Source organism: Flavitalea plasmicola (assembly GCF_030546645.1).
GTDB lineage: Bacteria > Bacteroidota > Bacteroidia > Chitinophagales > Chitinophagaceae > Puia.
Genome location: NZ_JAUOTO010000009.1, coordinates 211,012 through 233,870 on the forward strand (window position 1 = coordinate 211,012; position 22,859 = coordinate 233,870).

General features: G+C 53.2%; 17 protein-coding genes. 12 read left to right on the top strand and 5 right to left on the bottom strand.

Annotated features, from left to right (window positions below; translation table 11 throughout):
• Positions 1-17 precede the first annotated feature (17 nt).
• Together Q4E93_RS30390 and Q4E93_RS30395 are read left to right on the top strand one after the other, a co-directional pair.
• Positions 18-455 carry a MarR family winged helix-turn-helix transcriptional regulator gene (locus tag Q4E93_RS30390; RefSeq protein WP_303591706.1) on the top strand — a complete coding sequence of 146 codons (438 nt, stop codon included), beginning with the start codon at positions 18-20 and terminating at the stop codon, positions 453-455.
• A complete protein-coding gene (locus Q4E93_RS30395) occupies positions 442-936 on the top strand; it encodes a GNAT family N-acetyltransferase (RefSeq protein WP_303591707.1) in 495 nt (164 codons plus the stop codon). The genes Q4E93_RS30390 and Q4E93_RS30395 overlap by 14 nt, the downstream gene beginning before the upstream one ends.
• Here Q4E93_RS30395 and Q4E93_RS30400 read toward each other — a convergent pair.
• Together Q4E93_RS30400 and Q4E93_RS30405 are read right to left on the bottom strand one after the other, a co-directional pair.
• Positions 933-4,715, bottom strand: coding sequence for a two-component regulator propeller domain-containing protein (locus Q4E93_RS30400; protein ID WP_303591708.1), 3,783 nt, complete (start codon positions 4,713-4,715; stop codon positions 933-935). The two genes, Q4E93_RS30395 and Q4E93_RS30400, sit on opposite strands and share 4 nt — an antisense overlap.
• 95 nt (positions 4,716-4,810) lie before the next feature.
• Positions 4,811-5,368: a DUF488 domain-containing protein gene (locus Q4E93_RS30405; RefSeq protein WP_303591709.1), complete on the bottom strand. Its 558-nt coding sequence runs from the start codon at positions 5,366-5,368 to the stop codon at positions 4,811-4,813.
• A gap of 69 nt (positions 5,369-5,437) precedes the next feature.
• Here Q4E93_RS30405 and Q4E93_RS30410 point away from each other — a divergent pair, with 69 nt between their 5' ends.
• The 3 genes from Q4E93_RS30410 to Q4E93_RS30420 all read left to right on the top strand — a co-directional run bounded on the left by Q4E93_RS30410 (position 5,438) and on the right by Q4E93_RS30420 (position 8,138).
• A complete protein-coding gene (locus Q4E93_RS30410; RefSeq protein WP_303591710.1) occupies positions 5,438-6,385 on the top strand; it encodes a GlxA family transcriptional regulator in 948 nt (315 codons plus the stop codon).
• Positions 6,386-6,483: 98 nt separating this feature from the next.
• Positions 6,484-7,299, top strand: coding sequence for a DJ-1/PfpI family protein (locus Q4E93_RS30415; protein ID WP_303591711.1), 816 nt, complete (start codon positions 6,484-6,486; stop codon positions 7,297-7,299).
• Between the two features lie 221 nt (positions 7,300-7,520).
• Positions 7,521-8,138, top strand: a complete 618-nt coding sequence (locus Q4E93_RS30420) for a hypothetical protein (RefSeq protein WP_303591712.1) — start codon at positions 7,521-7,523, stop codon at positions 8,136-8,138.
• Positions 8,139-8,232: 94 nt separating this feature from the next.
• On the opposite strand, the gene Q4E93_RS30425 is transcribed toward Q4E93_RS30420, so the two are convergent.
• Positions 8,233-8,850: a DUF4159 domain-containing protein gene (locus Q4E93_RS30425; protein WP_303591713.1), complete on the bottom strand. Its 618-nt coding sequence runs from the start codon at positions 8,848-8,850 to the stop codon at positions 8,233-8,235.
• Between the two features lie 114 nt (positions 8,851-8,964).
• Between Q4E93_RS30425 and Q4E93_RS30430 the strand changes: the two genes are divergently transcribed.
• From Q4E93_RS30430 to Q4E93_RS30460, 7 genes are all read left to right on the top strand, one after another.
• Positions 8,965-9,966: an AAA family ATPase gene (locus Q4E93_RS30430; protein ID WP_303591714.1), complete on the top strand. Its 1,002-nt coding sequence runs from the start codon at positions 8,965-8,967 to the stop codon at positions 9,964-9,966.
• A gap of 14 nt (positions 9,967-9,980) precedes the next feature.
• Positions 9,981-10,868, top strand: coding sequence for a DUF58 domain-containing protein (locus tag Q4E93_RS30435; protein ID WP_303591715.1), 888 nt, complete (start codon positions 9,981-9,983; stop codon positions 10,866-10,868).
• Between the two features lie 3 nt (positions 10,869-10,871).
• Positions 10,872-12,257: a BatA domain-containing protein gene (locus Q4E93_RS30440; RefSeq protein ID WP_303591716.1), complete on the top strand. Its 1,386-nt coding sequence runs from the start codon at positions 10,872-10,874 to the stop codon at positions 12,255-12,257.
• Positions 12,258-12,294: 37 nt separating this feature from the next.
• A complete protein-coding gene (locus Q4E93_RS30445) occupies positions 12,295-14,325 on the top strand; it encodes a DUF4175 family protein (protein WP_303591717.1) in 2,031 nt (676 codons plus the stop codon).
• Positions 14,322-16,004 (top strand): hypothetical protein, encoded by a 1,683-nt coding sequence (locus tag Q4E93_RS30450; RefSeq protein ID WP_303591718.1) that lies wholly within the window; start codon positions 14,322-14,324, stop codon positions 16,002-16,004. The genes Q4E93_RS30445 and Q4E93_RS30450 overlap by 4 nt, the downstream gene beginning before the upstream one ends.
• 83 nt (positions 16,005-16,087) lie before the next feature.
• Positions 16,088-17,725, top strand: coding sequence for a TldD/PmbA family protein (locus tag Q4E93_RS30455; protein ID WP_303591719.1), 1,638 nt, complete (start codon positions 16,088-16,090; stop codon positions 17,723-17,725).
• Positions 17,726-17,756: 31 nt separating this feature from the next.
• Positions 17,757-19,091, top strand: a complete 1,335-nt coding sequence (locus tag Q4E93_RS30460; protein ID WP_303591720.1) for a TldD/PmbA family protein — start codon at positions 17,757-17,759, stop codon at positions 19,089-19,091.
• Here the strand turns inward: Q4E93_RS30460 and Q4E93_RS30465 are convergent.
• The gene (locus Q4E93_RS30465) at positions 19,088-20,632 is read right to left on the bottom strand and encodes a M1 family metallopeptidase (RefSeq protein ID WP_303591721.1); all 1,545 of its coding nucleotides are present in this window, start codon (positions 20,630-20,632) and stop codon (positions 19,088-19,090) included. The genes Q4E93_RS30460 and Q4E93_RS30465 overlap by 4 nt on opposite strands.
• Positions 20,629-22,815: a xanthine dehydrogenase family protein molybdopterin-binding subunit gene (locus tag Q4E93_RS30470; protein ID WP_303591722.1), complete on the bottom strand. Its 2,187-nt coding sequence runs from the start codon at positions 22,813-22,815 to the stop codon at positions 20,629-20,631. The genes Q4E93_RS30465 and Q4E93_RS30470 overlap by 4 nt, the downstream gene beginning before the upstream one ends.
• Positions 22,816-22,859: the final 44 nt, after the last annotated feature.

Sequence of the window (22,859 nt, forward strand, 5' to 3'; positions counted from 1 at the left end):
TGCCTTATCTTTCCTACATGAAGCAGACAATCATTGAAGAAGTAAGGGCTTTTAGCAGGTGGTATACCCGGATCATCGGGCTGCTGGATGGTCATATCCTTGACAGTTCCTTTAGTCTTCCGGAGGCGAGGGTACTTTATGAGATGTATCACAGGGAGGGCATACAGGCGGGCGAGATGACGGCGTTGCTGGGTATCGACAAAGGGTATCTGAGCAGGATGCTGGATCAATTTTCCCGGAAATCATTGATCGTCCGTAAGCGGTCGTTGGAGGACGGTCGTGTACAGCATCTTTTCCTCACAGCAAAGGGTCGTGCCGCGTTCGAATCATTGGACAGGGCTTCCATTGCGCAGGTGAAGCGATTGCTTGCACCTTTGGCGGAGGAGGACAGGAGCAGGCTGGTGCTGCATATGCATGAGATACAAAAAATAATCACCCAATATGGACACGCATAATATCACGATACGTACGGAGCTAAGGCCAGGCGATATAGGCTATATCATACATCTGCATGGCAAGTTATATGGGCAGGAATATGCTTTTGACGTTGGGTTCGAGGCATATGTCGCGCAGGGGATGTGTGAGTTCCTCAGGCAGTATGATCCTGTAAAAGACAGGGTATGGATCTGTGAGGACCGGGGGAGGATCATCGGTTTTCTTCTGTTGATGCACCGGGAGGGGGATGCTGCGCAGCTGCGGTATTTCATATTGGAGCCTGCTTACAGGGGGCTTGGGCTTGGTAAGCGGCTACTGGGCCTTTATATGGAGCATTTGCGGAAGGAGGGTTATCGCAGCAGCTATTTGTGGACCACGCATGAGCAGGCGGCGGCGGCTTCATTGTACAAGCGATATGGATTTGTGCTGGCGGAGGAGAAGGCGTCCGATGCTTTCGGAAAATCACTTTACGAGCAAAAATACGAGCTACATGATATTTAGTTTGCATTGATCGTGCCGCCCCATTTTTCCAGCATGGCGACCAACTGGTGCAGGTCGACGGGTTTTGCCAGGTAGTCATTCATGCCTTCCGCGAGGCATTCATCCTTATCTCCTGCCATCGCATTGGCTGTCATGGCGATGATGACAGGCTGGGGGCCACTGCCGTTGCGGATGATGCGCGTGGCTTCCAGACCGTCCATTTCGGGCATTTGGATGTCCATGAGGATGAGGTCGATCTTTTTTTCCCGGAGCTTACTAAGGACCCCTTTACCATTTTCCACGAATTCAGGTGTATATCCCATTTTGGTAAGGATGATCAGGGCCAATTGCTGATTGATGGGATTGTCTTCCGCGACGAGGATGCGGAGGGGATATTTCTCTGCCAGAAGAGCGGGTAGTGCTGTAGGTGTCACGGGTTCTTTTATTTTTTGGGTACCGGGCTGGCAGCGGATGGTCCAGCTGAAGACCGAGCCCTTTCCGGGCTGGCTTTCCACGCGGATCCTGCCGCCCATCAATTGGATGAGCTTATCACAGATGACCAGTCCCAGGCCTGTGCCCCCGTATTTGCGGGTGATGGAAGAGTCCACCTGTGAGAAGGCTTTAAAGAGCTGGTTCAATTTGTCATGAGGTATGCCGATGCCTGTATCTTTCACTTCGAAACCAATCTCCATCTGGCCCGGGGTGGCGTGGGCGAGGAAGGCGTGGACGCGGACCTCGCCCTGGTGGGTGAATTTGATGGCATTGCCAACGATGTTGATCAATACCTGGCGAAGGCGGCCGCCGTCAACGAGGATTGGGGAAGGGATGGACCCGTCGACAACCCATTCCAGCCGTATGCCGGACTGGGCTGCTTTGACGCTGAACATGTCCAGGACTTCCTTCAGGCAGTCCGAGAGGTCTACCTCTTTTTCATCCAGCTCCATCTTGCCCGATTCGATCTTGGAGAAGTCCAGTATGTCGTTGATGACGGAGAGCAGGGTCTCACCACAATGCTGAATGGTGCCTGCATAGCCGCGCTGTTCTTCATCCAGTGGAGTCTGCGCCAGCAGCGAGGCCATTCCGATCATGCCATTCATGGGGGTACGGATCTCATGGCTCATGTTGGCCAGGAAGATGCTCTTGGCCTTGTTGGCCTGTTCTGCTTCCTGCCTGGCTTTTACTTCGTTGAGCCTGGCTTTCCGCTCGTCTTCCATGGCCCGTCCCAGTTGATCGGTGCGTTCCCGCACCAGGCTTTCCAGCCTGCGTTGCCTGGCCTTAATATCTTTGATGCGCCAGAGGTAGATGGCGAGGATTCCGCCAATCAGCAGCAGCGCTGCTCCCAGCCTGAACCACCAGGTAAGCCAGAATGGGGGCGTGATGATCAGGTGGACGGATGCCATGCGGGGCGACCATTTGCCCTCGTAGTCCAGGCCTTTTACCTTGAAAGTGTATTCTCCGGGATCCAGGTTGGTATAGGTGGCTGTGCGTTTGGCGCCCACATAGTTCCAGGTCTTGTCGAAGCCTTCCAATAAATAGGCATATTGCCTTCTTTCATTTGAGCTGTAGTTGAGCGAGGCATACTCGAAAGAGATCACGGAGCTGGAGTAAGGCAAAGTTATATCAGCGGTCTCTGTGATGTTTTTTTTCAGGGGGGAGGGGTCTGCGTTATCTTTTGCGATGGGCACTTCTTTATTGAAGATCTTGAAGCCTGTGATCAGCAGGGGCGGCTCCGAGGTTTGTTCTTTGATGCTGTCGGGGAAAAACTCATTAAAACCATTCACGCCGCCAAAATACAGGGCCCCGCTGCTGCTCCTGCAATAGGCATGTTCCTTGAACTCATAGCTCTGGAGCCCATCGGAGGTGCCATAGTTCTTGCTCTTCAGGGTAACAGTATTAAAAAGGCAAATGCCCATGTTGGTGCTGATCCATAGCTGATCTTTCTTTCCGGGCAGGATGCCGTAGATGACGTTGTTGGGAAGACCGTCGCCGGTGGTATAGACCCGGAATTGGCCGGTGCACCTGTCAAAATAGTTCAATCCATTCATGGTGCCTATCCAAAGGATACCATTTTCGTCCTCATAGATCTCGCCGACCCTGTTATCGCTGAGGCTATTTTGTCCGTCGTTGTGAATGAAGCGGGTGAACTGGCGGGTCTTTTTATCAAAGTAATTGATCCCTCCACCGTCTGTGCCCAGCCAGATGCCGCCCTGCTTATCCTCGAAGATGGAATGGATCTTACGGCTGTTGACATTTACCGGGTCTTTATCGTCATAGGAATAATGGCTGAAAGTACCTGACTCCGGGTGGTACAGGTCCAGTCCATTGCCATAGGTGCCGATCCAGATATTTCCTTCACGGTCTTCGTGGATGGCGTAGGCATTGTTGTTACTGAGGCTGGAAGGATTGGAAGGATCATGCCGGAAATGGCGCCAGGTATTTTCTTTTGGTCTGAATACCGTAATGCCATCGGCCCAGGTGCCCACCCAGACGTTGCCTTTCCTGTCTTGTATGGCGCAGAGCACATAGTTGCCGCAAATGCTGCGGGGATTGCCTTCCTGATGAAGGTAGTGCCGGAACCGACCCGTGGCAGGGTCGAAGTGATCGAGCCCGCCGCCATCCGTGCCGATCCAGAATTTTTTATCAGCTGTTTCGGTGATGCTAAGCACATTATTGTTGCTGAGGGTATTATTGTCCAGCGTATGTCTGTAATGTATAAACTGGCTGGAATATCTTTTATGGATATTCAAACCGCCGGCGAATGTGCCTACCCACATATTGCCGACGTTGTCCATATAGGCCGTATGGACCGAGTTGTTGCTAAGACTCGCGGGATCGATGTCGTCGTGCAGGTAGTGCCGGAACGTATTGGTGTTGGGATCGTAGATATTGACACCGGCATTTTCCAGTGCTATCCACAGGTGGTGGCCGGGATCTTCACCTAATCCGAATATGGTGTTGCCGGAGATCCCTTTGTTATCACCGGCGTTGTGTTGGAAGTGATGAAAGGTATTACCATTTTCGGGATCGTCCATCCTGTCCAGTCCGCCGCCATCCGTGCCGATCCAGAGCCGATGGCTGCAGTCCTCATACAGGCAGATCAGCTTGTCGTTGCAAAGGGAGGACGGATCATCTTTCCGGTGACGGAAGTGGATAAATGCACCACTCTTTTTGTCGAGGAGGTCCAGTCCATTGCCGTAGGTGCCCAGCCACAGGTTCTTGCGGCTGTCGATAAAGACGTCGCGGATATAATCGCATCCGAGGCTGGCGGTGTCTTTGTCGAGATGGGTATATTGATAGAACTTATTGCTATCGGGGATGAAGCATATGAGGCCCTGGTCTTCGGTGCCCATCCAAAGGCGGCCTTTTTCATCTTCGACGAGGCTGGAGATGAAGTCGCTGGGAATGGCCGTGCCACGGGAGTCTTTCCTGAAGGCGGTGAACTGGTCTTTAGCGCGATCGTATCTGTTAAGCCCTCCTCCCCTGGTGGCGACCCAGATATAGCCGTGTTGATCTTCTATGATGTCGGAGATAAAGTTGTTGCTGATGGTGCCTTTGTTCGCAGGGTCATTACGGTAGATGGTGATCTGGTAGCCATCGTATTTGTTGAGTCCGTCACGGGTGCCGAACCAGACGAAGCCACGGCTGTCCTGCAGCACGTTGAGGACATTGTTCTGGGAGAGGCCGTCAACTATATCCAGGTGTTCAAATTTAAGACCTGGCTGCTGTGCAGTAGCCAGGCAACAAAAGCCTGTCACCAGCAGGGAAGCCAGGAGCTTGGTTTTAACCTTCCGGAATAGCATGCGGTTGGGTTTCAGAGCGTAACAATGGTTGTTCTACATATTGCAATAAGGTTTAACGGTGGGGGGAGGGAGGTATTTTAGCTTTTGGGGGTTTTCTAAATGGCATAAGTGTTTATCCTTAGATCCGGATGGAAAACCGGATGTGCCGGAGGGGCCTGGCGTGCCACGATGGCTGCCCAGCGTGCCGTAATGTCTTCGTGTTTTTTTTGTTCGCCAGTCTCGTCAATGTGATGTATGGGTATACCTTTTTCGTGAAGGGTCTGACTGATGAGCTTGCTTCTATGGCATAATTCGGGTTTGCGTTCACTGCACATCAGGACGACGTTGAGGTTTTTCTCATGGGCTGAAATGAGTCTTTCAATACCTTTTTTGAAGAAGTCTTTTTGCCGGACGAGGTCGTAGTCGATGCGGCCTGTGCCGTGGTTGTAGCAGGAGGGGTCCCCGGGGCGGCCGCCGAGGGAGTCGCCGAGGTAGACATATTTTATGTTTTGTTGGTTTAATGAGCGATGGAGGGTTTCGCGGTTGTATTGGGGATTGAATTTCGAATAGGGCTGCGAGCGGACGTCGGCGAGGTATCCGATGCCGTATTTTTTGAGGAGGTCCAGCAGTTCGGCGATGGGGCGGGTGCCGTGGCCGATGGTGAAGATGGGCATGGTGGAATAGTTTTAGGCGTAATATACTAAAAATATTAGTAATTAAAGATTTCCTATCTTGTCCAAATTATGCCTGACAGCAGAGTCATTTTCTACATCAACAAGGAAACGCATATCCTGGACCTGGCCGGTGCGGTGCAGACATTTTATGAAAGCGGGGATTATGGGAAGCCTTACGAGATCCTCTATGTCTCCGACCGTGTTATGCAGCCCACTTCCGCGCAATTACGGATGACAGGTCTGAAGAAATATACCCAGGTAAAGATACGGGCATCGGACATCCTGATTGTGCCGGGATATGATCTGCGTCGACTGCCGCCTATGGATGATCACCGGCTTTTTGCGTGGCTAAGGCAGGCGGGGCAGGCGGGGGCCACCATCTGTTCTATTTGCACAGGGGCGTTTACACTGGCAGCCGCAGGCTTGTTAGCAGGAAGGGAGTGCACCACGCATTGGAAATATACGGCGCGGCTGCAGCAGGATCACCCGTCATTGAAGGTGTTGAGCAACCGCCTGTTCGTAAAGAGCGGCAATATCTACACCAGCGCGGGGGTAACGACGGGATTGGATATGGCCCTTGCCCTGCTGGAGGAAAAGCATGGGGCGGAATTCGCTTTCAAGGTGGCGAGAGAGATGGTGGTTTATATCCGTCGTGATGGAAGCGAATCACAGGACAGCGTGTATCTGCAATACCGCGGGCATGTCAATGATGATATCCATATCGTGCAGGATTGGATCATTCATAATCTGCCGAAGAAGATACGAGTGGAGCAGCTGGCCGCGTTGGTGTATACGAGTCCACGGAACCTCACCCGTCAATTCAAATCAAGCACGGGCATTACGATCGGGGAATACCTGGAGAAACTGCGTGTGGAAAAGGCGGTACAACTGCTGAGCAACCACTATAAGATCGATGCTGTCGCGCAGCAATGCGGGCTGCAAAGCGCCAATCAACTGCGGCATATCATCAGAAAACATACGGGACGTCTGCCTTCGGCATTGCGGAAGGTGTCGTGAACCAGGAGAAGGCTTGTTGAGCGCAATTAAGTCCGCTTGTCCTGATACTGCGCAGGAATGTCCTACCTCTCCGGATGCGGGGAGACTACCTTTGGGACATGAAAAAGAAAATCATTTGTCAAACCGTTGTACTGCTGTTAAGCACTTTTTTTCTCAGGGCGCAGGGAACTGCTCTTAAGGACAGCATGGCCTGGCTCTGCGGCATTTGTGGCGGCAGCTGTGACACGCTAGTATTCGCCAAGCCGGGGAACTGTCCTCACTGCGGGATGGAGCTGATCCATCAATCGGTGGCGGTGAGAAAAGAATTGATCGAAAACTACAATAAACATATGACTATTTGCTTCTATCTGCAGGACGGTGTGGAGGTGCTGGATTTTGCCGGACCTATGGAGGTATTCGCGTATGCCGGTTTCCATGTATTTACCGTCTCGCGGACGAAAGCGCCGATCGTCACCCAGGGTATACTCAAGATCATGCCGGACTACAGCATCGAGGATGCGCCCCCGGCTGATATCATGGCCTTTTTTGGCGGGAATACAGGACCGTCGTCGAAGGATAGCGCTGTCCTGAGTTGGATCCGGAAGCGAAAGACATCCACTTCCTATTTTTTCTCTGTCTGCACTGGCGCCTTTATTATTGGAAAGGCGGGTGTATTGGATAATCTTACAGCAACCACCTTTCATGCCAGTATCGAATCACTGCGCAAGGCGTTGCCCGGAACCAAGGTGTTATCGGATACGAGATTTGTAGATAATGGGAATGTCATTACTACTGCCGGCATTTCCGCGGGGATCGACGGAGCCCTTCATCTCGTGGCAAAGCTTAATGGCGAAGAGACGGCCAGGGAAGTGGCTAAGTATATGGAGTATGATAAGTGGATACCGGGACAGGGGTTGGTGGTGCAGAAAAAATAGCTGCTGACTGCCTGACAGGGGCTTTGCAGAACAGGCAGAAATTTAATGACATAAAAGACAAAAAAGCACTCTTTCGGGGTGCTTTTTTTGTGTCTGGTTCTGAGATTGTTATAGATATGTTATAACGAACGGGTCGAATCAACCTTGTCCATTTTTTGCCGTCTATTATAGACAAGGAGAATCAAGTTATGGAAACGAAAATAAAAGATCAATTAAAACGAATGAGCGGCCGGACTGGCCGCAGGTTGCTGATCGTATTATTTGCAGCCGGGCTTTCCCTGGGCGCTTCTGCCCAGCGGGGAGTGAGTTATCACGGCGGAGGCGGCTTTCATGGCGGTGGGGGATACCACGGCGGCGGCCATATTGTGTATGCCTATCCCCGTACGTATGTAGGGCTTGGGCTGGGATTTGGCTATGGCTATCCCTTTGGTTACCCTTACGGGTTATATGGCCCCTGGGGTTATCCTTATCCTCCTTACTATTATGGTTATGGTGCGATGCCTTCCAAGCTGGCTTTACAGATCGAGGACATTAAGAATGATTACAATGCCCAGATCAAGGACGTGCGTCACGACAAGTCGGTCCCCCGGAAAGAAAGAAAGGAAAAGATCAGACAGCTGAAGCAAGACCGGGATGCTGCCGTGATCCAGGCAAGAAAAGATTATTTCTACAGGAATTACCGCAGGGATAATGGCAACGGGCCGCAGCCCTATAACGGCAATGGTTCGCAGCAACAGCAAAAAGATCAAAAGCCGGCGACGGGAAGTGAAAGTGAGCAGCCGGAGTATCAAAACAGTCCATCCTCCAATGGGGGATCTACTACACAGGAGCAACAATAAATCACCTGTCGACTCTGATCGATTCAGTATCTTATCTGACGACTACGGGCGGCCTCTTCGTGAGGCCGCCTATTTTTTTGGGGAGGTCCTTCGGTCAGCTTTGGAGGGCGTACATGATGATATTCACCCCAAACTTCGTGTTGTCTTCCGCCAGGAAGCGCTTGTTGCGAAAATCATAGTCCCATTCACAGCCATAATCCTTGTTGCTGTAAAGCACGCCGATGCGTCCATTGACCGTAATGGCTTTCAGGTAGTCGTGGACGAGGTCGTCGCCCCATCCGTTGAGCTCGAAAGCTGTGTTGGGCGGGCCTTTTTCGAATTTAAAGAAGGAATGGTAGATCTGGTGGTTATTGGGTATTTTCTGCAGGGCGGCGGGTCCGAAAAGCGTTTGCATCTGTGCTTCGAATGACCGTGCGAAGAGGCCATCGATGTCGTGATTGCAGTCGTCGGCAAAGACGAAGCCGCCGTTGCGGACGTATTGGAGGAAATGGGCGCTTTCCTGGGTGTTGAACTGCACCAGCTTATGACCGCTGATATAGCAGAAAGGGTATTGAAAGAGGTCGGTGCTTTCCAGGTCGACCACCTTTTCCTGCAGGTTGACGGGCAGGGTGGTGTATTCAATCAGTGAATTCAACAGGTTAGACGGCATACGTTGATCTGTGTCCCAATCTCCCGACTTGTACCGTAGCCTCGCGAACGTGAATTGATTCACCGGTGGTGTAATTTTTTTAAAGTTGATGATTTTATCTTTAATTTCCTGTTTTCGGGGTGAATTTTTGAAAAATACGAAGATTAGGATTTTTTTTAACCTATAAAATTCACGGGTTTGGAAATTGTCGAAAGCACTGTACAGTCTTTATTGGGAAAACTCTCGCTCTTAAAAAAGGAGATACAGAAAGTTATTGTCGGGCAGGATGCTATTGTAGAGGAGATGCTGGTAACGTTGCTGGCCGGCGGACATTGTTTGTTAGAGGGTGTTCCCGGACTGGCGAAGACGTTGATGGTGCGGACCTTGTCGCAGGCGCTGGACCTTTCTTTCCGCAGGATACAATTCACGCCGGACCTGATGCCTACCGATATCCTCGGGACAGAGATCCTGGAGGAGGACCATGCGACGGGCAGGCGTTTTTTCAAATTCAATAAGGGGCCGTTGTTTGCCAATATCGTGCTTGCGGATGAGATCAACCGTACGCCACCCAAGACCCAGTCAGCATTGCTGGAGGCGATGCAGGAGTTTGAGATCACCTACGGCGGGCAGACGTATAAGCTGGACAGGCCCTTCTTTATTCTTGCCACGCAAAATCCTATCGAGCAGGCGGGGACCTATCCTTTGCCTGAAGCACAGCTGGATCGTTTCCTTTTATACATCAAGATCGGCTATCCCACAGCCGAAGAGGAGGCAGTGATCCTCAGCCATACTACCGGGACCCGGCGTCCGGCCGTTCATCCAGTGGTGAATGGTCCGGAAATCCAACAATTACAGAAGCTGGTAAGGGAAGTCAGCATCAGCGAGGACATGGTGAAATATGTTGCGGAGATCATCCGGGCGACAAGGCCGGATACTACCTCCCAGCCGTATGTAAAGGAATGGGTGCGATGGGGAGCGGGTCCCCGTGCGGGGCAGGCCCTCATCCTGACGGCCAAGGCCAGGGCTTTGTTCAAACAACGATATGCTGTCATTCCCGAAGATATCCATGCTATGGCTTACCCGGTGCTGCGGCACCGGATATTGATGAACTTCAAGGCAGAGGCGGAGGCGATCACTTCCGACCAGGTGACTGGTGTGCTGTTGAAGGAGATCCAGCGACCGGCAACACCTTTATCCTGAACAGGGGACATCAGATGAGCGAATTACAAGACCACCATATTTTAATGGCCATCAAGGACCTTTCGCTGGCGGCGCGCCGGACGATAGACGGTTTTATGGCGGGAATCAATAAAAGCAAGGTCAAGGGACCGGGTTTGGAGTTCAGCCAATACCGGAGCTATCAGCCGGGGGATGATCTACGATGGCTGGATTGGAAACGATATGCCCGGAGCGACCGGTATTATATCCGGGAGTCGGAGATAGAAACGAGTATCTCTATCCGGCTGCTGGTGGACGCCAGCAGCTCTATGGCGCACCGGGACGGCGCCTTCGCCAAGCTGGATTATGCCCGCCTGCTGGCTGCCAGCCTGGGTTGGCTCGCCCATATGCAAGGAGATTCCTTCGGGCTTTATGTTTTCCAGGAGGGCGATGTCTTCTCTCTGCCCAGCCGGAAGGACCCACAGCATCTTGCCCGCTTTTTTTACCAATTGGAGAATATACGGCCAGGCGGGCGTATGGGAGAGCCCACTCAATATAAGCACATCTTCACAGGGGACCAGAAAAGGGAGCTGCTGGTATTTTTCACGGATATGTATGAACGGGATGGAGAGATCAGCGGGTTGCTGGAGGTGCTGGCGGCATTGCGTCACGAGATCATTGTCTTTCATCTTATGGGAAAGAATGAGCTGGAGATGGACTATAAGGGATATCACCGGGTGCAGGACCTGGAGACGCGGGAACAGATCCCTTTCAATGACTTACTGGCGCCAGCGGCTTATAAAGAACGGTTGCAAGCGTGGCTGGCGGGGGTGCGGATGCAGCTGTTGGATAAGCAGATCGCATACAGCATGGTGCGCATGGACCAATCTCCGGGGGATGCGCTGCGGGATTTTTTAAAGCAAAGACAAAAAACCATCGGATAGATCTTGTTACAGCTGTTACAACCCATATGGTTATTCGCAATGGCCGGGATCGTTTTTCCGGTGGTGATCCATTTATGGAATAACAAGCAGGGAAAGGTATTAGCTATCGGGAGCGTTGCCTTGCTGGAAAAGACTTCCCGGAAGAAATCGCGCAGCCGGACGGTGTCCGAATGGCTGCTGCTCCTGATGCGTTGTCTTTTGCTGCTGTTGCTGGCTTTGTTGCTGGCGGGGCCTTACTGGAAGAAGACGGATGGCGCGGGAAAGAAGGGATGGGTATTAGTGGGGGAGGAACCGTTGCGCGGGGAAGTGCGGGCGGTGATGGACTCATTGATAAAGATTGGCTGGGAACGGCATGACCTGGCAGGTGCTTCCCGGTGGGCGGATGTTTCATCGCTGGACCGGCAGGCTGCACCGGAGATCCCTTTTTGTATTTTTTCCGATGACCTTTTGCAGCATTTTGCGGGTGCACGTCCTGTGACGACGCGGATGGTTCGATGGTATGTGAACCCGGCCGGAGATAGCGTTGTAAAATGGGTCGATAAGATGTGGGCGATGGAGCATGACAGTGTTGGAGTGATCTCGGGGAGCAGTGGGCCGACGGGAAGTACGTACAAATATGAAGAAATGGAAAGGAGGGCGGCGGATCGTTTAGATACTTCCGTGCTGCGTGTTGCCATATATGCTGACGGGATCGATGGACAGTGGGTGGGGGCGGCTGTGAGGGCGTTGCAACAGTTTACACACAGACGTTTGGAAGCTACAAGCTACAAGCTGCAAGCTGCAAGTGACAAGCTGCAAGCTGCAAGCCGCAAGCTGCAAACCACGAGCTATGAGCTGCGAGCTGCGAGCCGGGGTTTAGGTAAGATGGATTGGGTTTTTTGGTTATCCGGGAGGGCGGTACCGCCGGGGTTGAAGGCTGCGAACATACTATTTTATGAGCCCGGGAAAGAAATACCGGTGGATACCTGGGTAGGGGGTACGAGTGTACGGGTGGAGAAAACGACGGCACAGACTGTGCAGGCGGACACGCTGCAACCTGTGTGGGTGGACGGGTTTGGAAAGCCCTTACTGGGACTGGAAGAAAGGGAAGATGGAAGGCGATGGCATTTTTTTAGCCGTTTTGATCCTGCGTGGAACGGATTGGTGTGGAGTGCTGGTTTTCCGCTGTATTTGCAGGAGCTGTTGTTTGGAAAAGAGCAGCCTGCCCAGGACAGGCGAATGATAGATCCGCAGCAAATGGTCCTTGCCTATGGGAGGCGGGATATCGAAGCACCGATGGTCAACGCGGGGGCGGCTGTTGATCTTGCGCCCGCCGGGTGGGTACTGATCTGTTTATTGTTGCTGTTCGAAAGGATATTGAGCTTTAAGCGATCCAGGAATAATGGGTGAAGGAAAACATATATTGAAGTCATTGCAACGGCGATGGATGACGCAAGGACTGGTGTTCTGCGGACTGCTGTCCCTTGCCGTGAGCCTGTTGCTGATGGCTGTGCTTGCCAGGTGGGGGTATGGGTCGCTGTGGTATGGGGCAGTGTTTTTCATAGTGGTGTACGGTATTACGCTTTGGCTATTTCCTTCGTGGCGCGTGACGGTTGTAGACATTGCGCGGATCCTGGATAAGCGATTGCCCGACCTGGAGGAGAGCTGTGGTTTGCTGTTAAGGCCGGTGGAAGCATTAGGGGCACTGGAAAGATTACAGGCTGAGAGGGTGAGGGAGCGGTTGCATGCGCAAAGACTGCCCCAGCCATTGCAGAAGAAATTGATCATGGGGGTGTGTCTGGTGGGGGCGATGGTATGGGTAAGCATGGCAGTAAGAAAGGATAAGGCGAAAGAGGCGCATATTGCTGTAAGGGCGATGCCGGAAGCGAAAGTGGTTGCAGGCGTAAAGGCGGTGAACATACGCGTGATGCCACCTGCTTATACGGGCAGGGGTGTGAGGAGCCAGCAGGATCTCAATCTGCAGGTGGAAGAGGGAGCCTTGGTGAACTGGGAGATACAAACCAATATGCCCGTGGAGGCGATGCAATTGATCTTCAATGATAGTATCCGGGTAAGGCTGAAGGCTGCCGATACGGGGCACACCTTATGGAGGACGTCGGGCGTTGCGGGGCTTTCGGGATTTTATCAGCTGAAGATGAACGACGGGCTGTCGGAGCTATACAAGATGGAAGTGGTCAGAGATGAGGCGCCGAAGATCTCTATAAGGACGCCCAAAGCATATCTGATCGTGGACTTTGGAGAGTCCAGGAAAATACCCCTGGCCGTGAGGGTGCAGGATGACTATGGTGTCAGCGATGCCACCATAGTGGCGACGGTTGCCAGCGGCAGCGGCGAAGCTGTCAGGTTCAAGGAGCAGGTGCTGCCATTCGGCCGTGCGCTTTGGGGCGGGCGGGCTGCCGTCGATCTGATGCAGACCCTGGATCTTGATGCGTTGGGGCTTCATCCGGGCGATGAGCTGTATTTCTACTGCCGGGCAAAGGATAACCACGGGCAGGAAGCAAGGAGCGATATGTATATCATTTCGCTGCCGGATACGGCTAAGCTGATGAGCCTGGAAGGGCTTACGACAGGCGTGGATGTCAAGCCCGAGTTCTTCAGGAGCGAACGGCAGATCATCATCGAGACGGAGCGGCTGCTGCGTGAAAAGGATACGATGACTGTACAGGCATTCAACAATAAATGCAATGACCTGGGGATAGACCAGAAGCTGCTGCGGCTGCGGTATGGAAAATTCCTGGGTGAGGAAGCGGAGGAAGGCGGGAACGGGGAAAGTTTCTCCAGGGCCGGCGGTGCCCCGGGGGATTTTGGCAATGCCGCGAAAGTGCTGGATGCTTTTACGGACAAACATGATAATGCGGAGGATGCCACTTATTTCGAGCCGGCGATCAAGCAGCAGCTGAAGGCAACGTTGACGGAGATGTGGAATGCGGAGCTGCGGCTGCGGACCTTTAAACCTCTGGAGGCATTGCCGTATGAGTATAAGGCCTTACGGTTGCTGAAAGACCTGCAGCAGAAGTCACGAGCTTATGTGGCGAAGACGGGTGTGCGCGTGACGCCATTGGACCCGAAGAAACGGCTGACCGGAAAGCTGGATGAGATTTTAACGCCCAGGCAGCATGTCGTATCCGGGCAGGAGCCTTCGGCGGAGGACAAGCTGCGGATGGCACTGAGTGTATTGGACGGAGGTTCTTTCAGCGGCCCGGCGATGGGGATATTGCAAGAGGCAAGCCGTCAATTGGGGAAGAAGGCGATGGATAAGCCGGGAGAATATCTGAAAGGTTTTCAGGCGATGAGAAGGGTTTTAGCAGGGGGTGAGGAGGAGGGGGGAGACCGCCAGCTGGCTCAGCGGGCGATACGCAAATTGGTGTCTCTGCCGGAGGCAAGTCCCTCCAGGCGCCCGGGACCTCCCGATGCGGGTCTTTCACAACTTTATTTCAGTAATGTAAACAAGCCATGACGTCCTGGAGCTATATAGTCCTCTGTCTTTCGCTGGCCTTGCTGGCATTGTTGCTGGTGAAGGAGGTTCAGCGGGATAACCGGGCCCGGGTGTTTTGGCGTGTAATTGCCAATATAGTATTAGTGGCCTCCCTGGCTGCCATCGCGTTGCCGATCGGGTATACCCGAAGATCCTTGGAAGGGAGCAAGGAGGGTATCTTGCTGACGGAGGGGTATAACATGGATAGTATTAAATCGAAGGCGCCCGTATGGGTGGCTCCGGAGGATGTAAAGGGGCAAGGGTTGTCGAGGCTACATGTGTATGGGTATGGGCTGACGAGGGAGGAATGTGCCCGTCTGCCTGACGTGCCGTTGGTATTCCATCCTTCTTCCTTGCAGGCGGGGATTGTCTCTATTCACTGGAAGCGTTCGTTATGGCCGGGCGAGGCTTGCCGTATCCAGGGAAGGTTCTTTAATGCACAGGGTACACCGGTGAAATTATTGCTTACGGGCATGGGGACGATGTTGGACTCGGCAGAAATAAGTTCGGGTGCGGGAGGATACTTTGAATTAAGGACCCTGCCTGTTCAGGTCGGTCGCGCTGTTTATCACCTGATCGCCCTTTCGGGCGCTGACACGCTTGAGCAGGAATCCATTTCCGTGAAGGTGTCACCCGGGAAGGGGCTAAAAATATTATTGCTGGCTGCTGCCCCGGATTTCGAGAACCGGTTTTTAGCCCACTGGCTTTCGGAGAAAGGGCATGGTGTAACTATCCGAACGGCTATCAGTAAAGGAAAGTATGACCATGTTTCTCTCAACATGGCTGTGGAGCAGCCTGATCATCTTACTCCCGCGCTGCTGGACAAGTTTGATGTCGTTGTTGCGGACGCCGCGGAACTGAAGGCGATTGGGAGTAGGGAGTATGCCATTTTGCGGCGGCAGGTGGCGGGGAAGGGGCTAGGGTTGATCATTAAGGCAGACAGCACATCGTTAGGGCATGGGGCACGGGCCCTGGGAGGCAACGATTCAGTGCTGCGTATGGTCGTTACTGATAAGCCGGGCGACCGGCCGATGATAAAAGATAGTCAATCGCGGACGCTGGTAAGTGCGAACATGTATGGCGCGGGGAAAATTATCCTTATGACCTTGAATGGCACTTATGTCAGGCTGCTGTCCGGGGACAAAAAAGATTATTCTGCGCTTTGGACCTCCATTTTACAGGAGGCGGCCGGTGATGCGGCTGTTACGGAGCGCTGGCAGATCACACCTGATCTGCCGGCGGTGGATCAACCGATGAAGGTATTGCTTCAATCGGCCGGGAGTAGCTTACCTCAAGCATTGATCGCTGATGATGACGAGCAAGCCGGCGCAAGGCCTGTTGCCGTATACCTGGCGCAGGATCCCCTGCTCCCCTTTGCCTGGGAAGGGAGCTATTGGCCCCGGAAGGCGGGCTGGCAGACTGTGCGTACATCGCAGGGATCGCCCAGTTGGTGGTATGTTTGGGGGAAGGATGATTGGCATACGCTGCGCAGGACGGAAAGGATGCGGGAGACTGCGGCCTGGATATCACAAAATGGTAGAAGGGGGGGCGGCCATGGAGAAAGGGAGGCGGAGATCGAGCGCGTATTGATAAGTAAAGGATGGTTTTACCTTTTGTTCCTACTATGCTGCGTTTTTTTATGGGTAGAAAGGAAGATTTGACAGGATGAGCGGATAAATTGTTATTTAAAAGTTTTTTAGATTGCCTGGGATATTTTTTTAGACTAACAACAAATGAGAAAACCTTGAAACGAAAAGATTTCATTCACATGGCAGGAATGGGCCTTGGCTCATTGGTAATGCCTAAGCTTCCCTTTGGTGCAAGAACGATCGATGTTTCAGAGGCGTTGAATGCCGGGATGGATGTTGCTGTTAAAAAGCAGCTGGCCGACGTCGCTTTGAATGCCGCACGATCCAAGGGAGCTACTTATGCGGACGTTCGCATTGGCCGCTATCTCAACCAATTTACGGTGACCCGGGAAAACCGGATACAGAACATTGCCAACACGGAAACTTTCGGTGTGGGGATCCGTGTCATCGCGAATGGAAGCTGGGGTTTTGCCGCGGGCAATGATGTCACGAAGGAGGGTGTTGCCCGGATTGCCGAAAGGGCGGTGGCGGTGGCGAAGGCGAATGCGAAGATCATATCTGAGCCGGTGCAGCTGGCTCCGCAGAAAGGGTATGGAGAAGTGAGCTGGAAGACCCCTATAGTAAAAAATGCTTTTGAAGTCCCTATCAAAGAGAAGGTGGATCTCCTGTTGAATGTAAATGGTGTTGCTATGAAAGGAGGCGCCAACTTCGTCAACTCGGCCATTCTTGCCGTGAATGAGCAGAAATACTTTGCATCCACGGACGGGTCGTATATCGACCAGGACATTCACCGCATATATCCTGTCTTCAATGTTACCAGGATAGACCAGGCGACCGGTAAATTCCAGACACGGCAGGCGCTTAGCTCGCCGGTGGGCATGGGCTATGAGTATCTGACGGCTACTGAAAATGATAAGGTCCAGGGTGTCGTCACCAGATATAAGAACCGTTATGACATGCTGGAAGATGTCAAGAATGCCGCGGCTGATGTCACCCAGAAGATCAGCGCCAAGTCGGTGGAGCCGGGTAAGTATGACCTTGTCCTCGACCCTTCCCATCTCTGGCTTACCATTCATGAATCGGTGGCGCATCCCACGGAGCTGGACCGGGTGTTGGGGTATGAGGCTAACTTTGCCGGAACGAGCTTCCTTACATTAGACAAGTGGAAGGCCGGAAATTTCCAATTCGGCAGCAAGCTGGTGAATATAGTCGCCGACAAGCTGCAGACGGGCAGCCTGGGGGCAGTGGGTTATGATGACGAGGGTGTGAAGTGCAAGCAATGGGACCTTATCAAGGAAGGGGTTTTGGTGAACTACCAGGCAATCCGGGACCAGGCGCATATCATCGGGCTGAAGGAATCCCAGGGGTGCTGTTATTCACAGAGCTGGTCGGACGTTCAATTCCAGCGGATGCCAAATGTTTCTCTTCGTCCGGGGAAGGATCCCTTGAGCGTGGATGATATGATCAAAAATGTACAGAAGGGGATCTATATCATCGGGAACGGGTCGTTCTCCATTGACCAGCAGCGCTATAATTTTCAGTTTGGCGGGCAGACCTTTTACGAAATCAAAGAGGGGAAGATCGTCGGTATGTTGAAGGATGTAGCGTACCAGGCCAATACACGGGAGTTCTGGAATTCCTGTGCGGCCATTGCGGATGAGCGCGACTACCGGCTGGGCGGCGCCTTCAATGACGGGAAGGGGCAGCCTTCGCAATCCAATGCCGTCAGTCATGGCAGTTCCACGACCCGGTTTAATGGCGTCAACGTCATCAATACGGCCCGTAAAATCTAATCAACCTTTCACTACACAAGCAATTTATCATATGGCAATTTTTAGTAAAGAAGAAGCTCAGCGACTATTGAAGAAAGTGCTCAGCTATTCCAAGGCGGAGGAATGCGAGGTTGCGCTCAACGGCTCCGACGGGGGCAATATCCGTTATGCACGTAATTCCGTGTCGACGGCCGGCGAGATCAGCCAACAGACACTTGTTGTCAGCTCCACATTCGGTAAGAAAACGGGTGTGGCCTCTATTGACGAGTTTGATGATGCCTCCCTGGAAAAGGTGGTGCGCAGGGCGGAGGAGCTTGCCCAGCTGGCGCCGGAGAATCCGGAACACATGCCTTTGCTGGGGCCGCAGGATTTCCCGGAACCCATTACTTACGTGCCTGCCACGGCCGCCGTAACGCCTGATACAAGGGCGGAGGCTGTCGCAAAGAGCATCCAGGTAACGAAAGAAGCGAAGCTACAGGCGGCAGGCTATTTGGAGAATACCACGAGCTTCAGCTCCATCATGAACTCCAAGGGGCTTTTCGCTTACAATAAGAACACGGATGTGGTGTTCTCCGTGACTACCCGTAATGAAGAGGGAACGGGGTCCGGCTATGCGGCAAGAGGTTACAATGACATCAGCAAGCTGGATACTTACGCGGCTACCAAGATCGCAGCGAGCAAGGCCAATGGATCCATCGGCGCCAAAGCGATCGAGCCGGGAAAATATACGGTGATCCTGGAGCCGGTGGCTGTCGCCTACCTGCTGGAGAGTCTTTTCTTTGGGCTGGATGCGCGCAATGCGGATGAGGGCAGGAGCTTTATGAGCAAGGCGGGAGGGGGCAATCGCCTGGGGGAGCAACTGATGGATACGAAGGTCAATATTTATTCCGATCCTTTTAACCCGGAGCTGCCTTCGTCTACCTGGAGCAGGGAGGGGCAGCTGCTGCAGAAGAGGAACTGGATCGAAAAGGGAGTGGTGAAGAACCTCAGCTATTCGCGTTTTTGGGCGGATAAGAAAAAGGTCGATCCCGTGCCTCCGCCTTCGAATATCATTATGGAAGGGGGGAGCGCTTCATTGGAAGAGTTGATCAAAAGCACGGAAAAAGGCATCCTGGTCTCGAGGCTTTGGTATATCCGGATGGTGGACCCGCAAACCTTGTTGCTCACGGGGCTTACCCGGGACGGTACATTCTATATCGAGAATGGCGAGGTGAAATTCCCTATCAAGAACTTCCGGTTCAATGAAAGCCCTGTTATCATGCTGAACAATGTGGAAGCGCTGGGTAAACAGGAGCGGAGCATCAGCGTGGAATCATACAGGAGCTACCTGGTGCCGGCTATCAAGGCAAGGGATTTTACGTTTACGTCGTTGTCGGATGCTGTTTAGTAGGTGAATTCAGCCAATACATTTATATCCGGGTCCGGGAGGATCGTTGTTGGTTCAGCCACCAGCGGTATCCGGACCTGGTTTTTTTTGTCCGTTATCTCCATGGAATAGGGGGCTCCGTCTATGGAGAGGTTCAAGGTGAAATGATAGATATAGGATTGTAGTTGGGTAGATTCGAGGATGAGTGAAGCGTTGGCGGTGTCGTAATGCCAGATGAGATGGATGGAGGGGTGACCCGGGATATAGAGCCATTGATGAAAGAAGGAGCGGAGGTCCTGACCGCTGACGGACTCCATGATCTTTTCGAAGTCATCCGAGGAAGCATTTTTGTTGCGATATGCATTGTAATAGGCGGAGATACCTTTCCAGAAAAGCGAGTCGCCTATTTTTCTCCGCAGCATGTGGAGGACCCAGCTACCTTTCTGGTAGCTGTTGGGATTGAGCAGCTGCATATAGTCATCTTTGACGGAGGTGTCCACCACCGGTGACCATCTCTTTTTTTCGAAGGAGATGACCTGGGTCCTGTCTTTCCGCATGCCGGCTTTCAGTGTGTCTGTTCCAAATTTATTTTCCAGGTAGCAGTGGGTCATATAGGTGGCGAAGCCTTCGCTGAGCCAGAGGTGCTGCCATTCCGACTCGGTGGCTGCATCGCCGAACCATTGATGCGCTATTTCATGCGCCATCAGGGATGCTATGCTTTTTGAACCGACGGAGTTCTCAAAGTAAAAGATGGCGCTGGCATTCTCCAGGCCTCCGAAGCGCGTTTTTGATTGAACGTTACCGCATTTTTCGAAGGGGTAAGGGCCGATGTGATGGATATAGAAGGGGAGGATCTCCAGGGCATGGGCATAGCTATGGAAGCCTGTGTCTTTATTTTCCGGGTAGACGTAATTATAAACGGGGATGCCTTCGGCGTCACCCGGATGATCGACGGCGAAATCGGCGATACCTATTACCATTATCTTGGGGGAAAGGGGCACGGACTCTTTCCAATGAGTGGCTTTCAGATGATGGGGCAGGGATTTTTCTTCCAGGAGGGCGCCGTTGGCTACCACGGTGTAATGATCGGGCGCGATGATCCGCCAATCTACGGTTGCTTTGTCGGAAGGGTGGTCTACGCAGGGCAGCCAGTTATGTGCGCGGTCCGGCCAGTTGTCCCCAAAGAAGCCACGATGACCGAATTTATTATTGGAGATGATCAGGCCGTCGGCGGGGACGCCTTCGTACCGGATGTCGCAGGTGTATTGCTGGTGGGGTTTGCCGGCGCCGTAGATGATGAGATGGGCTTGTGTCTGGCGGAAGGTTGCGGGTTTGTTGTCGATCTTTACCGAAGAGACGGACATGCCTGACAGGTCCAGGAGGAAACTGTCGGCTGCTTTTTTGAATTCCAGGATGATGGCAGCGTTGCCAGCGATCCTGTTGTTGTCGTCGTTGACCTTTATAGAAAAGTCATAATGGAGGACATCGATTGCAGGGTTGTAGGATTGGCCAAGGGTCGTTTGTGATAGGACGAGCAGCGGCAGCCAAAAAAGTTTGTTCATATTTTGTTGATGTCGAAGGGCAGGCGACGGATCCTTTTTCCTGTTGCCGCGAAGATGGCATTGCATAGGGCGGGTGCGACGGGAGGAAGACCCGGTTCTCCCACGCCTTTGATGACGGCGCCGCCTTCGGCGAGGATATGTACCTCCACCGGCGGCATCTCGTTGATACGCAGCATGCGGTTGTTATGAAAATTAGAGGGGATGGCCTGGCCTTTTTCAAACCGGATGGCGTCTTTCGTGGCAGCCGTGATGGCCATGACGATGGCGCCTTCCACCTGTGCCTCTACCATGCTGGGGTTGACGACGGTGCCCAGATCGATGACGGCGTACACTTTTTCTATTTTGACGCCGCCGCCGGATGTGGAGGAGACTTCCACCACGTTGCCGGCCAGCCCTGCGAAAAATTCATATTGGGCGACGCCTCTGCCCCAGCCTTTTGGAAGGGGTTGATCCCAGTTGGATACTTCTTTTAATTTGAGGAGCACTTTTTTGGTATCGGAGGGGGCTGACAGCATTTCCAGGCGGAAGGCCATGGGGTCTTTGCCGGCGGCAACGGCCATTTCATCGATGAATGATTCGTGGGCATAGGCCAGCGTGGAGCTCGTGACGGAGCGCCAGGCCTGCATGGGAATATGAATATCCGCGAAGACATAGGCGTTCTTCATGTTAGGGATCTCATATTTCTGATCGCTGATGCCTTCCGTCATGGATCTATCCGGCTTTGTCTTATCGTACTTGTCGTTCTTGGTGGCGTTGATGGAAGGGGAGACGACCTTGTGCTGGAAAGCCAGTGCTTTTCCGTCAGCGGACAAGGCGCCGCGCATGGCGGAGAAGGTCATGGGCCGGAAGGGGCCCATCCGGGTGTCATCCTCTCTTGTCCAGATCACTTTTACCGGCCTGCCTGCAGCTTTCGAGATGAAAGCTGCTTCGGATGCAAAATCGGAGGCCAGGCGCCGGCCGAATCCTCCGCCTAAAAAATTGATGTGGGGTGTGATATTATCTTCGGGTATGCCCAGGGTTTGAGCCAGCTCTCTTTTGATCAATGAGGCGCCCTGGGACGAGGTCCATATGTCTACCTTATCGTCCTCTTTCCAGTGGGCGAGGCAGTTCATCGGCTCCATGGTAGAATGGGATACGACGGGTGTTTCGTACAGGGCTTCCAGCTTTTTAGGCGCCTCCTGCATGGCTTTGTCGAAGTCCCCGCTGTTGTGTGCGATGAGACCATCGGACTTTGCCAGTTCACGCAGGTGCTGTTCGAATCCTGTGGTGCTGAACTGGTCCAGACCCTGGTGATCCCATTGTATTTTGAGGGCTTTTCTTCCTTTGACGGCGGCCCAGTAATTTTCCGCCACCACGGCAACGCCTTCGTCCCTGTGTTTGCCTTGGACGCGCAGGGCTTTGACCACTTTCAGCACGCCGGGTACTTTGAGCGCGGCGGTGTCGTCGAAGCTGACCAGTTTGCTGCCCAGGACGGGGCAGCGTTCCACGGAAGCGAAGGCCATGCCGGGAAGGGAGGCGTCGATGCCGAACATGGCAGAACCGTTCACCTTGAGGGGGACATCCGCTCTGGCGGAGGGTTTGCCCAGTATTTTAAAGTCCTTAGGATCCTTCAGTGTGGGATTGGCGGGGACTGCTATCATAGCGGCAGCTTCTACGAGCTGGCCATAGCCCAGTGACTTACCGGAGGGCTGGTGTACAATGGTGGCGTTGCCTGCCGCAGCGCATTCCGACACCGGGACATTCCATTGTTTGGCGGCGGCAGACTGCAGCATTTCCCGGGCAGCGGCGCCGACCTTCCGTAATTTGGTATAGCCTCCTCTTATGGAAGAGCTGCCGCCGGCGGACTGGCTGTCGATGCCTTTTTGCCCGGAGCTGGTGATGACGTGCACCATATCCAGGGGGACTTCCAGCTCTTCTGCCACCAGCGCCGTGACGGACTGGTAGGTGCCCTGGCCCATCTCTGGTTTGGGATTGAAGAAAGTGATCTTACCGGACCTGTCGATGGAGAGGTAGGGCGTCAGTCCGAAGGGCTCGGAGGGATCGGGCCCCGGGAGGCCGCTGAGATTGGTGAGGCGTGCTGTACCGGCGGCGTCTGCGGCGGAGAATCCCAATATGAGGGCGATGCCGGTCAGGCCGGTGTTTTTGAGAAATTCCCTGCGCGGCATTGGTTGTGTGGCAGACATACGGGAAAATTTACTTAAATATACTGAATTTTAGGGGGACCGAC

Excerpts from the sequence above, each read along its gene's own strand:
- Q4E93_RS30395 (WP_303591707.1), top strand. The coding sequence starts at position 442 with ATGGACACGCATAATATCACGATACGTACGGAGCTAAGGCCAGGCGAT.
- Q4E93_RS30450 (WP_303591718.1), top strand. The coding sequence starts at position 14,322 with ATGACGTCCTGGAGCTATATAGTCCTCTGTCTTTCGCTGGCCTTGCTG.
- Q4E93_RS30470 (WP_303591722.1), bottom strand. The coding sequence starts at position 22,815 with ATGTCTGCCACACAACCAATGCCGCGCAGGGAATTTCTCAAAAACACC.
- Q4E93_RS30390 (WP_303591706.1), top strand. The coding sequence starts at position 18 with ATGAAGCAGACAATCATTGAAGAAGTAAGGGCTTTTAGCAGGTGGTAT.
- Q4E93_RS30465 (WP_303591721.1), bottom strand. The coding sequence starts at position 20,632 with ATGAACAAACTTTTTTGGCTGCCGCTGCTCGTCCTATCACAAACGACC.
- Q4E93_RS30415 (WP_303591711.1), top strand. The coding sequence starts at position 6,484 with ATGAAAAAGAAAATCATTTGTCAAACCGTTGTACTGCTGTTAAGCACT.
- Q4E93_RS30410 (WP_303591710.1), top strand. The coding sequence starts at position 5,438 with ATGCCTGACAGCAGAGTCATTTTCTACATCAACAAGGAAACGCATATC.
- Q4E93_RS30445 (WP_303591717.1), top strand. The coding sequence starts at position 12,295 with ATGACGCAAGGACTGGTGTTCTGCGGACTGCTGTCCCTTGCCGTGAGC.
- Q4E93_RS30405 (WP_303591709.1), bottom strand. The coding sequence starts at position 5,368 with ATGCCCATCTTCACCATCGGCCACGGCACCCGCCCCATCGCCGAACTG.
- Q4E93_RS30460 (WP_303591720.1), top strand. The coding sequence starts at position 17,757 with ATGGCAATTTTTAGTAAAGAAGAAGCTCAGCGACTATTGAAGAAAGTG.
- Q4E93_RS30435 (WP_303591715.1), top strand. The coding sequence starts at position 9,981 with ATGAGCGAATTACAAGACCACCATATTTTAATGGCCATCAAGGACCTT.
- Q4E93_RS30400 (WP_303591708.1), bottom strand. The coding sequence starts at position 4,715 with ATGCTATTCCGGAAGGTTAAAACCAAGCTCCTGGCTTCCCTGCTGGTG.
- Q4E93_RS30420 (WP_303591712.1), top strand. The coding sequence starts at position 7,521 with ATGAGCGGCCGGACTGGCCGCAGGTTGCTGATCGTATTATTTGCAGCC.